This is a genomic window from Methylobacterium sp. WL103, assembly GCF_008039885.1.
In the GTDB taxonomy this organism is placed as follows: domain Bacteria; phylum Pseudomonadota; class Alphaproteobacteria; order Rhizobiales; family Beijerinckiaceae; genus Methylobacterium; species Methylobacterium cerastii.
In genome coordinates this window covers 1-804 of sequence record NZ_VRUX01001085.1, presented here as the reverse complement: position 1 = coordinate 804, position 804 = coordinate 1, and the positions used below count along the sequence as shown (strand labels likewise).

Here is an 804-nt window from a genome sequence, read left to right as displayed (position 1 = left end):
GCCTGCGGGCCGGCGACGCCGCGGGCGCGGTTGGCCAGCGCCACGGTGAGCTTCTCGGCGGCGTCCGGCTGCATCAGCGCCAGCACCTCGGCCATCTTGCGCGGGTTCATCGCCAGGACGAGCGACACCAGCACCTCCTGCCCGAGGCGGTCGAAGACGCGGGCGGCGTCCTTCGGCTTCATGGTCTCGTACATCGTCACGAGGTTCTTCAGGGCGGCCTTCTCGGCGTCGGCCTTGGCCTTGCCGGCGGTGTCCACCTTGTCCTCGGCCTGCTTGAGGTCGCCGAGGCCGGTCTCGAGCTTGCGCTCGGCCTCGCCGAGCATCTTCTCGCGCAGTTCCAGCTCGTCGCTCTTCTGCTTCAGCGCGTCGCGCCGGGCGCCCAGCTTCTCCAGCAGCGCGCGCTCCGTCAGCGAGACGGGCTCCGGCATCGGCGGCTGGGCCTGCGGCGGCTCGGGCGCCTTGGCCTCGCCCTTCGGCGCCTCCTTGGGCGTCACCGACCCGGTGGTGGTGGGGTCGAGCAGCTCGTAGCCGATGCGGGCCTTGGCGAGCACCTGCGCGAGGGCGGGCAGTTCGGGCGCGACCTGCGGCGTCTCCACGAACATCCCGACGAGCTTCAGCACCAGCAGGCCGGCGGCGGCGAGCGTGACCGCATCGATCATCCGCAGGCGCAGCGGACGGATTTGGCGCATCCGTGCCCGCGCCAGGGCGGTCAGGGCCTTCGCGTTGTTGGCTCCCCGGATGGCCTTGGCCGCGCGCGCGCCGTCGGCCGCAGCGGGCACGGTTCGCGTCGGATCGGTCCGGGCG

Annotated in this window: 1 protein-coding gene; it reads right to left on the bottom strand. The window is 73.0% G+C overall.

Annotation, left to right across the window (positions count from 1 at the left end):
* Positions 1-689, bottom strand: a 689-nt coding sequence (locus FV222_RS27935; protein WP_246685719.1) for a hypothetical protein, incomplete at its 3' end; no start/stop codon positions are given.
* Between the last annotated feature and the right edge of the window lie 115 nt (positions 690-804).